This is a genomic window from Nocardioides dubius, assembly GCF_039528155.1.
GTDB classification, from domain to species: domain Bacteria; phylum Actinomycetota; class Actinomycetes; order Propionibacteriales; family Nocardioidaceae; genus Nocardioides; species Nocardioides dubius.
In genome coordinates, this window is sequence record NZ_BAAALG010000001.1 from 299972 (window position 1) to 312264 (window position 12293).

Consider the following 12293-nt stretch of genomic DNA (forward strand, 5'->3'; position numbering starts at 1 on the left):
AGCTGCCGGTGAGGAGGCCGACGGTGTAGCCGGTGTCGGTCTGCAGGTGCGGGTAGCCCATCTGCACCACCCGCGCGTCCCGGCGCAGCCCGTTGGCCCGCATCCGGGCGATCCCGGTGGCGATCTTGGCCCGGATCGCCGGCAGCTTGGCGCGGGCGCCGTCGATGGCGCCGCGGCAGCTGTCGGGCGACTTCCACAAGAAGCACTGCATGACGATGTTGGTGAAGCCGGCGTCGTTGCCGCCCATGGTGAAGAGGACCAGGTCGGTGTCCGGCGTGACGAAGTCGGTCTGCGGACGCAGGAAGCGCTGACAGGTGTAGGAGAGCGTGGTGCCCTCACGCTTGGTCACCGTGTAGCGCCAGAACTCCTCGCGGGGGAAGGCGCCGGTGTTGCAAGGATCGCCGGCGCGCAGTCGCTTCGCGGCGCCCGCGTCGGAGTCGCTGCTCGGCACCGTGTAGCTGCCGGTGGCCGGGTCGTCCATCGCCCGGGGGCTGACCAGGTCGGCCGCGACACCACCGCTGCAGGCGTGGTTGGCGACCCGCACCGTCATCCCCCGGGCCCGGAGCAGGGTGGCATAGCGCTCGGACCAGACGTCCTTGCTGCGCACGCAGCCCGACGGCCCGTAGCGCCGCGACGCCGGCCCGGCCGCGTTGCCGGCCGAGTAGGAGTCGCCGAGGACGACGACGTCGAGTGGGCGGGTGTCCCGCGGTGTGGAGCGCTCGGCGGGCTCCGAGCCCGCCGGTCCGGCCACCGCGACCAGCGCCGTCGCGGTCATCGCCGCCCCTGCCACCAACGCCGCCAGGGCCCGGCCCCGGCGCCTGGGCGCACGACGCCGCCCGATGCTCTGCTTGCTCACTGTCCGACTCTCCCCGACTCCCGAGACCACATCTGGAACGAGTTACAACCTACGGGCAACCACCGGCGCCTGTTCGCCGATCACGGCATCGGCGAGGCGCGCCATCGCCTTGCTCAGGGGGCTCTCCCCCAGCTCGACCAGGGTGCGACCGTGCACCAGCGCCCGGTCGCAGGCGTCGCGGTCCTCGGGCAGGAAGTGCAGGCTCCCGGGCTGCAGATAGCCGGCCAGCATGGTGGCGACCTCGGCCTCGCCCCAGCCCAGCGAGCGCCGCATCCGGTTGACCACCACCCGGACCGGTGCCGCGGTGCGCTCGCGCAGATCGGCGAGCCCGCGTACCAGGCGGCCCAACCCGACCGGGTCGCAGCTGCCCACCGCCACCACCTCGTCGGCGGCACCGAGCGCGTCCAGGGTGAGCGCGTTGCGCTCCGGGCGGCCCAGGTAGGCGGCGCCCGGGTCCTCCTCCAGGCAGAACCCCGTGTCGACCACCACCGGGCCACTGAGCCGGCCCAACCCGAGCAGCTCCTCGACCAGCCCCGGGCGCAGCTCCCCCCAGCGCTCGGCCCGCGGCAGTCCGGTGATCACCCGCAGCCCGGCCGCCCGGCGCTGATGGCTCACGAACCTGCTCGCCAGCGCCGTGCCGGCGCGGTTGCAGGCGAGCAGCCCGGAGACCTCCTCCACCAGTCCGAGGTGCTGGGCGACGGTGCCGCCCCACGGATCGAGGTCGAGCAGCAGCGGATCGGCCCCACGACGCGCGGCCTCCGCGGCCAGGCCCAACGCCACGGTGGTCCGCCCCGGTGCGCCCGCCGGGCCCCAGACCACGGTCAGCCGTCCGCGTCCTGCGCTGCGCCGCGGCGCGTCGTTGGCAGCCGACGGCACCTCGGCGCCCGGCGCTCCCGGGGTGCTCGACGCCTCCCGGACCGCGGCCACCAGCCCGGCCGCGCCGGCGGACACCACGGTGGCACCGGCGTGGCGCCACCGCTCCGCGACGCCGGGCTGATCGCCCTCGACGACGACCACGGCGACGCCGTGCCCGCTGAGGTGCTGCCAGCCCGCCTGGTCCAGGCCGACGCCCGCGCCGAGGACGGCGACCTGGGCCTGACCGGTGGCGGCCGCAGCCAGCAGGTCGGCGACGTCGAGACAGCGCTTGAGGACCACCAGCCCTGCCGCGCCGTCCAGAGCCGCCAGCGCCTCCGCCTCCCAGGGCGCGCCGTTGCCGAGCAGCAGCACGCCACGTGCCGGGCCCATCGCTCAGCCGGCCCGGGTGATCGCGACCTGACCGGCCTGGGCGGCAGCCAGCACGGTGCCGACCTGGGCGGCGTCATCCGGGCCGAGTGCGAGAACCACCTGCCGCTCGGTGCTCGCCGCGAGCGTGGCGTCGGCTCCGGGTGCGGCCACCACCCGGACCCCGCGCAGCACCGCCTCGGCGTCGCGCGCGCCCTCGCCGGTGACCCAGACGTCCACCCGCGCCCCCGGCCCCACGCTCGGCGGCACCGCGATCGCCGGTGCCCAGACCGCGACCTCTGTCTGCTCGACCGCATCCGCACCGAGCGCGGCCCGCGGCAGCAGCGCGCCCGAGGCGGCGGGCGCGCGCAGCACGCCCTCGGGGACGCCGTCGGCCACCGGGAGGTAGAGCCCGAGCCGGTCGGCGTCGGCGAAGCGGACCCGGGTGGCGACCAGGTCCTCGCCGCTCAGCGTCTGGCCGGCCTGCAGATCGTGGGCGGCGGTCCACACCTCGACGGTGTCATCCGCCTCGGCCAGCATCCGGGCGCCGAGCAGGACCGAGGCGGCCACCAGCACGAGCCCGATCACCAGGCGTGGGTCGCGCCAGCCGCGGCGTGAGAATCGGACGGCGGCCGGCGGCTCGGGCATCGGACTCTGCGTGCTCATCTGGCCATGATGAGCGCGCGGCGGCGATCCGTCATCCGGTTCTCCACAGTTTCCGCGGGTCCGCGCGGCGCCGCTCGGGCGGCGATGGCACAGTGGGCCCATGCAGGACACGCCCCGCTTCCTGACCCTCGCCGACGTTGCCGAGGTGCTCAACACCTCGTCGGCCCAGGTCTACGCCCTGGTCCGCCGCGGCGACCTGCCGGCGATCAAGATCGGCGGCCGCGGGCAGTGGCGGGTCGAGTCGGCACGCCTGGAGGAGTACATCGAGCGGATGTACGACGAGGCGCGCACCTTCGTCGCCGAGCACCCCTACAACGAGGCCGACGTCCCCGAGTAGCGCGGCTACCGAGCAGGCTGGACGTCGGCCACCAGGCGCTCGCTGGGAAGCGCCCGCAGCGGCAGCCAGGCGGTGCCCTTGCCGCCGGCTGCGCGGATCGCGCCGACGTGCTCGGCGCTGGTCTCCACCCAGAGCGCGGTGGCGCCCTTCGGCACCGGCACCCGGGTGCTCTGCTCGGGGCGCAGCCGCCCCTCCCACGCCTCGCCGCCGACGAAGTGCACCGTGACCGGGGCGGAGCGCTCGGTGGCGCTGAGCACCAGCAGCCGGCGCTCGGCGTCCGGCACCACCTGCCCCGACGCGCCGCGCCCGGTGGCACCGGCGATCGGCGCGACCGCCGCCAGGTGCACCAGGTCGCCGTCGACCTCGGCACGCAGGGACCCGGCCAACGGCACCGTGCCCCGCACGGTCACCGTGGACTCGCCGGCCTTGACCAGGTCGGCGATCCGCTTGGTCAGGTCGACGGTGACCACGGCACCGGCCGGCACCGCGATCTCGCTCAGGCCCACCGGCACCGCCTCGCTCTCGGCGCCGGTGATCGTCACCCGCGCCCGGCCGGCGTCCGTGCCGGGGTTGACCAGCACCAGCACGCTGGAGTCCGCACGTCCCGGCATCGCGGGCAGCTGCAGCACCTCGGCAGGTGCCGCGGTCGCCGGCAGCCAGTCGCGCTGCTGGGCCTTGCCGGCGTCGAGGGTGTCGCGCACCGAGGGCACCAGCCGGCCCTGCCGCGGGACCACCCGGAACGCGATCTCGCCGCGCTCGGGGACCACCTCGGACAGGTCGAGCCGGGTGCTGCCGCGACCCTCGACGCTCACCCCACGCACCAGCGCGGAGGAGACCGGGCCGTCGGCGGAGAAGACCTCGAGGTCGGCCACCGCGGGCCGCGGGTCCGGGTTGCTCAGGGTCAGCTCGGAGGTGCGCAGGCCACCGGCACCGGCACCGACGAACCACTGCTCGCCGCTGGGGCTGAGGCACTCCACCGCGGCCACGTCCGAGGAGGTGACCTCGCGCGCCGCAACCAGGCCGACCGCGGCCTGACCGGAGCCCCGCACCGCGACCGCACTGTCGCTGCTCTCGCTGGCGCTCGCGCCGGCGGCCAGCTCCAGCGGGGTCGGCTCCTCGGCGTCGCCGACGCGCAGGCTCACCTCGCCCTCGGCGTCCGTCGGCTCTCCGAGCCGGGCCACCCGTACCGCGCCCGGGCCTGCGGGACAGGCCAGGTCGAGAGTCGAGAGAGCCACCGTCTGCGGAGCCCGGTCGCCGTCGGCAGGCTCGGTGGCGGGCGTCGCCTGCAGGGCCAGGGCCAGCACCGAGACGCCGACCATGCCGGCGCCGAGCAGGATCAGCGGCGAGGGGCGACGTCGCCGGCTGGCTCGGGGCGCGGCCCGCCGTCCGCCAGTGCCACTCATCGCTGCTCCCTCCGGGTCGGACCGCACAACACGATCACCGCGAGCAGGGCGATCACCTGCAACGTCAGCACCCAGCCGAACCACCAGGGGCTCTCACCGGAGACCGCCCCGTCGGCGACCGGGGTCTCGAACTGCCAGGCCGGAGTCGCCCGGTCCGACGTGCTGGCGCGACTCAGGCCGCTGGTGCCGTCCAGCAGGCCGATCAGCGCCGGGTCGGCCGGCGCCGGCAGCACCACGTGCTCGATGCCCCGGCCGGGCAGCGCCACGGTGACCGCGTCGTCGGGAGTGGTCAGCAGCGTGGTGACGTCGTCGGCGAGGCCGGCGTCGACGTCGGTCAGGGCGAGAATCTCGTCCTCGCCGAGGAACGGGCCCTCGCCTCGGCGCACCGACCAGTCCAAGCCGGTCTCGATGGTGCCGGTGACCACCAGCACGCCACGGTCCGGATCCTCGTCGCCGGCCTGGGTCATGTAGGCCGGCACAGGCGACGAGGCCGGGCGCTGCAACAGGTCGTCGCCGGCGACCAGCCACCAACCGAGGCCGCCGAGCGGCACCAGCGCCAGCAGCACGGCGCCCGCAGCGCCCAGTGCCCGCTGCGGGGTCAGTCGAGCGGCGCTGCGCCGGGCAGCAGTGACCGGGGCCGCCCGGGAGCCGAGCGCCTGCACCGCGATCAGGATCGCGGTGATCAGCGCTCCGTGGATCATCAGCAGTCCGAAGCTCAGGCCGGGACCGGTGGCGCCCGAGGGCAGGTCCACCTCGAGGCGACTCAACGCGGCGGCCAGGATCGCGGTGGTCGCGACCACCGCCCAACAGGCGACGACGGCGAGGCGGCTCGCGGCGGGGACCAGCGCAGCGACGCCGGCCAGCACCAGCAGCGCGCCGATCCACAGCGGGGCGCTCGGGCCGGGCAGCCGCCCGGTCAGCAGGTCCCAGCCGTCGGGGCCGGGCATCGAGCGACCGGCCTCCAGGAGCAGGCCGCCGATGTCGTGGCCGAGCATGCCCAGGGTGCCGGGCAGCAGGAGCACCGGCGGCACCACCAGCACGACCAGCAGGGGGCCCCACACCGAGCGGGTGCGTGCCAGCGACGGCGCGATCACCCGCAGGATCACCAGCACCGCGAGCACCACCACGACGGCGAGCACCCAGGCTCCGGGGCTGAACGCGGTGACGGCGGCCAGCAGCAGGCCGGTGCGCCAGCCCGCCCGGCGGCGCCGGTCCGGCTCGCCGTCGAGGAAGCCGAGGCTGGCGCCGGCCAGCCAGGGCAGCAGCACCGCGGCGGCCCGGACGCCGAACCGCCCCTGGCCCCAGGCGCCGGAGGCCACCGGGACCATCGCCCAGGCCAGCGCGGCCCAGCCGACCAGCCACGCCGACGGCGTCCGGCCGGAGCTCAGCACCGCCACCCGGCGCGCGAAGCGCCACGCACCCCAGCCGGCCAGCGGAACGCCGAGCACGAAGAGCGCGGAGACCGCAGCGCTGGCGCTGTCGAGCAGCAGCGAGCCCAGCAGGGCGAACGGGATCAGATAGGAGGGCGCGGGAGCGTCGGTGCCCTGCGCCAACGGGTGCCAGCCACTGGTCAGCAGGTCCCACCAGTAGCCCGCGGTGCCGGGCGCCGGCGACAGCGCGCCGCCCTCCAGCGAGCCGAAGGCGACCCGGGCAGCGACCAGCATCGCCACCAGCACCGCGAGCACGCTGAGCGCCAGCGGGCTGGTCAGCAGGCGCACCAGCAGCCCGGAGTCGTCGCCGGGCCCGTCCTCGTCGTCGACGTCGTCGGCCACGCCGCGCCGGCGCTCGCCGAGGTCGCGGCCCTGGGCCAGCGCCGCCGAGGTGACGTCGGAGACGAAGTCGAGGCCGTGCCGCAGGGGCAGCCACCAGGGGGCCAGCGCGACCTTGCCGTCGCCGAGGTCGCGCCGCGCCGCGCGGGCGCGGCGCAGCCGGCCGGGGCGACCGTGGACGGCGGCGATCGCGGCCAGCTCGTCGGCGGCGGCGCGTGGGGCGCGGGCCAGCAGCAGGCCGAGTGCACGCACCAGCGAGCCGCTCAGCAGCCGCAGCCAACGCCAGGCGCCGTTGGGGCCGCGACTGTTCGCCAGCACCGTGTACATCAGGGCCTCGCGCTCGCGCCGGTGCGCGGTGCGTCCGCCGTCGCGCAGGTCGCGGTGGGAGGCCTCGGCGTGGAAGACGATGGCATCGGGCGCGATCACGGTGCGCGCGCCGACCCGCGCGGCGCGCCAGCCGAAGTCGAGGTCGGCGGCGAAGACCGGCAGCTCGTCGTCGAAGCCGTCCAGACGCTCCAGCAGGGTGCGGCGCACCAGCATGCCGGCGGTGTTGACCGCCAGCACCTCGCGCACCGCGTCGTGCTGGCCCTGGTCGTACTCGCCGCGCTCCAGGCCGGTCTCGCGGCGAGCACTGGCGGAGATGGTGACGCCGACCTCGAGCAGCCGCTTGAGGTCGGGCCATTCGCGCAGCTTGGCGCCGACCACGTCGGCACGCTGCTGCTCGGCGACCCGCAGCAGCTCGGCCAGCGCACCCGGTGCGGGGGCGGCGTCGTCGTGCAGGATCCACACCCACTCGGTGTCGATCTCGCTCAGGACCTGGCGCACCGCCTGCGGGAATCCGCCCCGGACCTGGCGGACGTGATCGAGGCCCAGAGCATCGACGAGGAGCGCGGTCGACTCGTCGGAGCTTCCGGTGTCGATGGCAAGGCTCTGGTCCGGCGGGCGCTGCTGGTCTCGCAGACCAGCCAGCACCGCCGGCAACCAGCGCGCGCCATCATGGCTGACCAGCAGGGTTGTCACCGTCACGACGGACCACCCTACGTTTTGGCCGGAACCGTCGTCAGACGGCCCGCTTCTTCAACTTGCGACGCTCTCGTTCCGACAGACCGCCCCAGATTCCGAAACGCTCATCGTTCATGAGTGCGGCTTCCAGACAGTCTTGCCGGACCTCACACGTCTGGCAGACCTTCTTGGCCTCCCTGGTGGATCCACCCTTCTCCGGAAAGAAGGCCTCCGGGTCGGTCTGAGCGCACAGTGCACGCTCCTGCCACCCGGACTCTTCGGCGTCGTCCCCATCGAGGAGGAACAGCTCACGCACGACACTCCCCTTTCGACCCTGATCCCGTACCCGGCGGTTCCGGGTCCGGCGGCCATCTCGGCTGACTTCCCAGGTGCGGTCAGTCATCCTCCGAAACGACGTGGATGAAATTACATGCCTGTCATACCCCCGAAGTCAAGCCCAGATCTGGTATGGCCCCCTGTTGGGCAACGAGCGTGCGCGATCAGGCAAGGTAGTGCTATGCGATCGATCACCGTCTTGTCCGGCGGCGTGGGCGGAGCCCGCTTCCTGACCGGCCTCCTGCAGGGCATCGCCACGGGACAGCTCCCCGGCACCACCGAGCAGACCCAGGTCACGGTGGTCGCCAACACCGCCGACGACATCTGGCTGCACGGCCTGAAGGTCTCCCCCGACCTCGACACCGTGATGTACACCCTCGGCGAGGGCATCGACCCGGAGCGCGGCTGGGGACGGCGCGCGGAGACCTGGAGCGTCAAGGAGGAGCTGGCCGCCTATGGCGTCGAGCCCACCTGGTTCGGCCTGGGCGACCGCGACCTGGCCACCCACCTGGTGCGCACCCAGATGGTCGAGGCCGGATTCCCGCTCTCCCAGGTCACCGCCGCACTCTGCAAGCGCTGGCTCGAGCCGCGCTTCGGCGACCGGCTGCGGCTGCTGCCGATGACCGACGACCGGGTCGAGACCCACGTCGCCATCGCCGACGACGCCGAGCCGTCCGGCAAGCGGGTGATCCACTTCCAGGAGTACTGGGTGCGGATGCGCGCCTCGGTCCCCGCCGAGCAGCTGGTCTTCGTCGGTCTGGACCAGTCCAGACCTGCCCCCGGCGTCACCGAGGCGCTGACCGGCGCCGACCTGGTGATCGTGCCGCCGTCCAACCCGGTGGTCTCGGTCGGCACCATCCTCGGCGTGCCCGGCATCCGCGAGGCGTTGCTCGAGCGGACCGGCCCGGTGGTCGGCCTCTCCCCGATCGTCGGCGACCACCATGTGCACGGGATGGCCGAGCAGATGCTCACCTCGATCGGCGTCGAGGTCAGCGCGGCCGGGGTGGGCCGGCACTACGGCGCACGCAGCCGTGGTGGCGTGCTCGACGGCTGGCTGGTCGACAGTGCGGACGCCGCAGCGGTGCCGGTGCTGGAGCAGGCCGGGATCGCGGCCGCCGCTGTGCCGCTGATGATGACGTCGCCCGACGCCACCGCGGCGATGGCCCGGGCGGCGATCGAGCTGGTCTCGTGAACGCCCTGTACCTGACCGCACCCGGCGGCGTCGGCGAGGTCGTCGAGGGCGCCGACCTGGCAGCGCTCGCGCTGCGCCACTGCGAGCTCGCCGACGGAGACGTGCTGGCGATCACCAGCAAGGTGGTCAGCAAGGCCGAGGGCCGGCGCGGCACCGGGCCGCGCGAGGAGGCGCTGGCCGCCGAGACGCAGCGGGTGGTGGCCCGACGCGGCCCCACCACCATCGTCCGCAACCGGCTCGGCCTGACCATGGCCGCGGCCGGCATCGACGCCTCCAACGTGGCCGCGGGCGAGCACCTGTTGCTGCCGCTGGACCCCGACGGCACCGCCCGGACGATCCGCGAGCAGATCGCGGAGCGCGCCGGCGTCAACGTGGCGGTGCTGATCACCGACACCGCCGGCCGGGCCTGGCGCACCGGGCAGACCGACATCGCGATCGGCGCTGCCGGCCTGCTGGTGCAGGAGGAGTTCGCGGGCCGCGAGGACGCCTACGGCAACCCGCTCGCGGTCACCGCGCCCGCGGTCGCCGACGAGCTGGCCGGTGCCGCCGAGCTCGCCAGCGGCAAGCTCGGCGGACGGCCCTTCGTGGTGATCCGCGGCCGCGCCGACCTGGTCCTGGACGCCGGCGCGCACGGCACCGGGGCGGGCGTGCTGAACCGGCCCGACGGCGAGGACCTGTTCGGCCTCGGCGCCCGCGCTGCCGTCGTCGCCGCCCTGACCGGGACCCAGGCCGTCGCCTTCGGCGCGCCCGCACCGGCCGAGGACCTGGCAGCCGCCCTGCAGGAGATCGGCGCAGGCACCGTCGAGGTGTTGCCTGAGCAGGTACGTTGGGTCCCGGCCGAGGGCAGCATGCCCCCGGCTGCGGCGTTGGCCGCCCTGGGCCACGCCTACGCCTGGCACGGCGAGCTCGACGCTGTCGTGGGTGGCACGGTCCTGTTCCGACCAGTTGTTCCGTAGACTCTGCCCCCGTACCGCTCGACACCCGTGAGAGAAGCCTGAGCCGTGGCCAACCAAAAGAAGACCCGACGCGAGGTCGCTGACCAGCTGCGCAACCAGCAGAAGCGAGCCGACAAGCGTCAGGGCCTGATCATCGTCGGCGCCTGTGTCGCCATCGCCGTGCTGATTGTCGGCCTCGCCGCCTTCCGTCCGATCAAGGACTGGTGGGACCTGCGTCAGTACAACGACCTGGAGATCGGCGACATCGGCGCCAAGGCCGACACCTGCAGCCCGATCATCACCAAGAAGGCCACCGGCAACCAGGAGCACGTCGGCGCCGACGTCGAGGTCGACTACCCCGAGGCTCCGCCGGCCTTCGGCAAGCACGAGGACACCTGGGACCCGATGGGTCGCAAGCTGTACACCAAGGACGACCGTCCGGACACCGAGCGCCTGGTGCACAACCTCGAGCACGGCTACACGATCCTGTGGTTCCGCAACATCGAGCGCAACAGCGAGGAGTACGACGACCTCCGCGCGATCGCCGACCGCCTCAAGGGCGACAGCAACATGCGCACCAAGTTCAAGGCGGTCGAGTGGGATGACGCCGACGGCGAGTGGCTCGACGGCGGGAACCCGTGGAAGGACGCCGAGGGCAACGAGATCGACACCTCGGACATGAAGGTCGCCTTCACCCACTGGTCCAAGGGCGGCGAGGACGTCGACGTCAGCGACGTCGAGAAGCAGGTCGGCGCCTGGCAGTTCTGCGGCACCGTCTCGGGCGCCGCGCTCAACGACTTCATGATCGAGTACCCGTACCTCGACTCCCCGGAGCCCTCCGGCGGCTGATCGAACCCGGTCGAACGACAGCGATCCCCGAGAGTCCTGGACTCTCGGGGATCGCTTGCGCTACGGGCCTTCTGCGGCTCAGCCGCGGTGCTCGCCGACGTCGATCCGCTCGCCTTCGGCCACCTCGGCACCGTCGCCGATCACCGCCTCGTCGCCGAGCGTGGCACCGGTGACCCGGGCGGCCTTGCCCACCCGCGCCTGCGGGCCGACCACGGAGCCACGCACGATCGCGTCCGCCGCGATCACCGCACCGGTCATCACCACGCTGCCGAGCACGCTGGCACCGGCCTCGATCACCGCACCGGCCATCACCACGCTGCCGCCGCTCACCTCGGCCTCGGGCGCCACCTGGGCGTCGACCGCGATCCGGGCGCCGTCCGGCGCCGCCGCCACGGCCGGGGTGGGTGCCACCCCGAGCACCACGTCGACCGAGGCGTCGACCAGGGCCTGCGGGGTGCCGACGTCGCGCCAGTAGGCGGAGTCTACGAAGCCGACCACCAGACTGCCGTCGGCGACCAGTCCCGGGAACGTCTCCCGCTCCACCGAGACCTCGCGACCGGTGGGGATCGTGTCGATCACCCGCCGCCGGAAGATGTAGCAGCCGGCGTTGATCTGGCGGGTCACCGGGTTCTCGGACTTCTCCACGAAGTCGAGCACCCGGCCAGCGGCGTCGGTCGGCACGCAACCGAAGGCACGGGCGTCGGCGACCTCGACCAGATGCAGCGAGACGTCGACCGCGCGCCCGTCGCGCGGCGTCGCGAAGTCGGCCAGCTGCCCGGCCAGGTCGTGTCCGGAGAGCACGTCGCCGTTGAGGATCACCACGGCGCCCTCGGGGTCCGGCGAGAGTGCGCCGGCGACGTTGCGGATCGCGCCGCCGGTGCCCAGCGGCACCTCCTCCAGCACGTAGCTGAGCCGGATCCCCCAGCGCGACCCGTCGCCGAGCACCGGCTCGAACATGTCCGCGTGGTACGACGTCGCCAGCACGACGTGCTGGACGCCGGCCGCTGCCAGCCGGGCGATCTGGTGCTCCAGGAAGGGCACCCCGCCGACGTCGAGCAGGTGCTTGGGACGGCGGGCGGTGAGCGGGAGCAGCCGGGTGCCGAAGCCACCGGCCACGATCACGGCCTCAACGGGAGCAGGTGCCTGGGTCATAGCCGCAGAGCCTAGTGGCAGGAGGGCCCACGCACGCTCACTAGGCTGAGCCCATGCTGCGCACCTTCCCCGATCTGATCGCCTCCCTGCTGCGTCGCGACGCCGGCCGTCCGCTGGTCACCTTCTACGACGACGCCACCGGCGAGCGGGTGGAGCTCTCGGTGACCACCTGGGCCAACTGGGTCGCCAAGACCTCCAGCCTGCTGAGCGAGGAGTTCGACCTGGAGCGCGGCGACGCCCTGCACGTGGACCTGCCCACGCACTGGCTCTCCCCCGTCTTCCTGGGCGCGGCGTGGAACCTGGGCCTGGTGCTCAGCCCCGAGGCCGACCAGGCCGACCTGGTGGTCTGCGGCCCGGACGCGCTGGACGCGCACCACCGGGCCGGACGCCGGATCCTGGCGTGCGCCCTGCGCCCCCTGGGGGTGCGCTTCGCCGAGCCGCTGCCCGACGGCGTCAGCGACTTCGGGGTGGAGGTGTGGAGCCAACCCGACGCCTTCACGCCCTATGACCCGCCGGCGCCCGAGGATCTCGCGCTGCCGGGCGTGACCCAGCAGGAATTGGTGACGCCCGCCGCC

12 protein-coding genes are annotated in these 12293 nt (G+C 74.0%); 5 read left to right on the forward strand and 7 right to left on the reverse strand.

The window, feature by feature from the left end; all coding sequences use genetic code 11:
- From ABD151_RS01330 to ABD151_RS01340, 3 genes are all read right to left on the reverse strand, one after another.
- On the reverse strand, positions 1 to 856 hold an 856-nt coding region (locus tag ABD151_RS01330), incomplete at its 3' end, for an SGNH/GDSL hydrolase family protein (protein WP_486348043.1).
- Positions 857 to 898: 42 nt separating this feature from the next.
- The gene (locus ABD151_RS01335; protein WP_343990540.1) at positions 899 to 2101 is read right to left on the reverse strand and encodes a CpaE/TadZ family protein; all 1203 of its coding nucleotides are present in this window, start codon (positions 2099 to 2101) and stop codon (positions 899 to 901) included.
- A gap of 3 nt (positions 2102 to 2104) precedes the next feature.
- Positions 2105 to 2743 (reverse strand): SAF domain-containing protein, encoded by a 639-nt coding sequence (locus ABD151_RS01340; protein ID WP_343990542.1) that lies wholly within the window; start codon positions 2741 to 2743, stop codon positions 2105 to 2107.
- Between the two features lie 100 nt (positions 2744 to 2843).
- On the opposite strand from ABD151_RS01340, the gene ABD151_RS01345 reads away from it, so the two are divergent.
- Entirely contained in the window at positions 2844 to 3080 is a 237-nt protein-coding gene (locus tag ABD151_RS01345; protein WP_343990544.1) for a helix-turn-helix domain-containing protein, read from the forward strand.
- A gap of 5 nt (positions 3081 to 3085) precedes the next feature.
- Here ABD151_RS01345 and ABD151_RS01350 read toward each other — a convergent pair whose 3' ends face one another.
- From ABD151_RS01350 to ABD151_RS01360, 3 genes are read right to left on the reverse strand one after another with little or no spacing between them, the layout of a single operon-like run.
- Positions 3086 to 4483 carry a DUF5719 family protein gene (locus ABD151_RS01350; protein ID WP_343990546.1) on the reverse strand — a complete coding sequence of 466 codons (1398 nt, stop codon included), beginning with the start codon at positions 4481 to 4483 and terminating at the stop codon, positions 3086 to 3088.
- Entirely contained in the window at positions 4480 to 7278 is a 2799-nt protein-coding gene (locus tag ABD151_RS01355) for a glycosyltransferase (RefSeq protein ID WP_343990548.1), read from the reverse strand. Before ABD151_RS01355 ends, ABD151_RS01350 begins: the two co-directional genes overlap by 4 nt.
- A 34-nt stretch (positions 7279 to 7312) precedes the next feature.
- Positions 7313 to 7570 (reverse strand): WhiB family transcriptional regulator, encoded by a 258-nt coding sequence (locus tag ABD151_RS01360; protein WP_343990550.1) that lies wholly within the window; start codon positions 7568 to 7570, stop codon positions 7313 to 7315.
- Positions 7571 to 7771: 201 nt separating this feature from the next.
- Between ABD151_RS01360 and cofD the strand changes: the two genes are divergently transcribed.
- From cofD to ABD151_RS01375, 3 genes are read left to right on the forward strand one after another with little or no spacing between them, the layout of a single operon-like run.
- Entirely contained in the window at positions 7772 to 8782 is a 1011-nt protein-coding gene (cofD, locus tag ABD151_RS01365) for a 2-phospho-L-lactate transferase (RefSeq protein WP_343990552.1), read from the forward strand.
- Positions 8779 to 9738: a coenzyme F420-0:L-glutamate ligase gene (locus ABD151_RS01370; RefSeq protein ID WP_343990554.1), complete on the forward strand. Its 960-nt coding sequence runs from the start codon at positions 8779 to 8781 to the stop codon at positions 9736 to 9738. The genes cofD and ABD151_RS01370 overlap by 4 nt, the downstream gene beginning before the upstream one ends.
- A gap of 45 nt (positions 9739 to 9783) precedes the next feature.
- Positions 9784 to 10566 carry a DUF3105 domain-containing protein gene (locus tag ABD151_RS01375; RefSeq protein ID WP_343990556.1) on the forward strand — a complete coding sequence of 261 codons (783 nt, stop codon included), beginning with the start codon at positions 9784 to 9786 and terminating at the stop codon, positions 10564 to 10566.
- A gap of 78 nt (positions 10567 to 10644) precedes the next feature.
- Here ABD151_RS01375 and ABD151_RS01380 read toward each other — a convergent pair whose 3' ends face one another.
- Positions 10645 to 11718: a nucleotidyltransferase family protein gene (locus tag ABD151_RS01380; protein WP_343990558.1), complete on the reverse strand. Its 1074-nt coding sequence runs from the start codon at positions 11716 to 11718 to the stop codon at positions 10645 to 10647.
- 53 nt (positions 11719 to 11771) lie between these two features.
- On the opposite strand from ABD151_RS01380, the gene ABD151_RS01385 reads away from it, so the two are divergent.
- Positions 11772 to 12293: TIGR03089 family protein (locus ABD151_RS01385; RefSeq protein ID WP_343990560.1), on the forward strand; the 522-nt coding region annotated here is incomplete at its 3' end.